Consider the following 1,211-nt stretch of genomic DNA (forward strand, 5'->3'; position numbering starts at 1 on the left):
GGCAACCTGTTCGGCATGCTCGGCATGGCGCTGGCGGTGCTCACCACTGTGGGCCTCATCTATAAGCTCGGTGCCGAGCTAGCCACCGCCGGCATCGGCTACGTCATTGTCGGCCTGCTGATCGGCGGCACCGCCGGCTCGATCATGGCCAAGCGCGTAGAGATGACCAAGATGCCGGAGCTGGTCGCCTTCATGCACAGCATGATCGGCCTGGCTGCCGTCTTCATTGCTATCGCTGCTGTTGTCGAGCCGCAATCCCTGGGCATCGTCAAACAACTCGGCGACTCGATTCCGGCCGGCAACCGCCTGGAGCTGTTCCTCGGCGCCGCCATTGGTGCAATTACCTTCTCCGGTTCGGTGATCGCCTTTGGCAAGCTCTCGGGCAAATACAAGTTCCGCCTGTTCCAGGGCGCACCGGTACAGTTTGGCGGCCAACACAAGCTCAACCTGATCCTGGGCCTGGCAACGCTGGGCCTGGGCCTGACCTTCATGTTCACCGGCAACCTCGGCGCGTTCGCCTTGATGCTGGCCCTGGCGTTTGTCCTGGGTGTGCTGATCATCATCCCGATCGGCGGTGCGGACATGCCGGTGGTGGTGTCGATGCTCAACAGCTACTCCGGCTGGGCCGCGGCGGGTATCGGCTTCTCGCTGAACAACTCGATGCTGATCATTGCCGGTTCGTTGGTGGGTTCGAGCGGCGCGATCCTCTCGTACATCATGTGCAAGGCGATGAACCGCTCGTTCTTCAACGTGTTGCTCGGTGGCTTCGGCAACACCGCCGATGCGGCTGGCCCGGCAGGCTCGAAGGAAGCCCGCCCGGTGAAATCCGGTTCGGCTGACGATGCGACCTTCCTGCTGACCAACGCCGACACGGTGATCATCGTGCCGGGCTACGGGCTGGCGGTAGCGCGGGCGCAGCACGCGTTGAAAGAGTTGACCGAGAAGCTGACCCACCACGGCGTGACCGTGAAATACGCGATCCACCCGGTGGCCGGTCGCATGCCCGGGCACATGAACGTCCTGCTGGCCGAGGCCGAAGTGCCTTACGACCAGGTGTTCGAGATGGAAGACATCAACTCCGAGTTCGGCCAGGCCGACGTGGTACTCGTCCTGGGCGCCAACGACGTGGTCAACCCGGCGGCGAAGAACGATCCGAAGTCGCCGATTGCCGGCATGCCGATCCTCGAAGCCTTCAAGGCCAAGACCATCAT

Annotated in this window: 1 protein-coding gene; it reads left to right on the plus strand. The window is 63.0% G+C overall.

All coding sequences use genetic code 11. The annotated features are described in order from the left end of the window. Window positions 1-1,211: NAD(P)(+) transhydrogenase (Re/Si-specific) subunit beta (locus Q7C33_RS28875; RefSeq protein WP_407684592.1), on the plus strand; the 1,211-nt coding region annotated here is incomplete at both ends.

It is taken from the genome of Pseudomonas sp. BP11-1-1, assembly GCF_052112105.1.
In the GTDB taxonomy this organism is placed as follows: domain Bacteria; phylum Pseudomonadota; class Gammaproteobacteria; order Pseudomonadales; family Pseudomonadaceae; genus Aquipseudomonas; species Aquipseudomonas alvandae.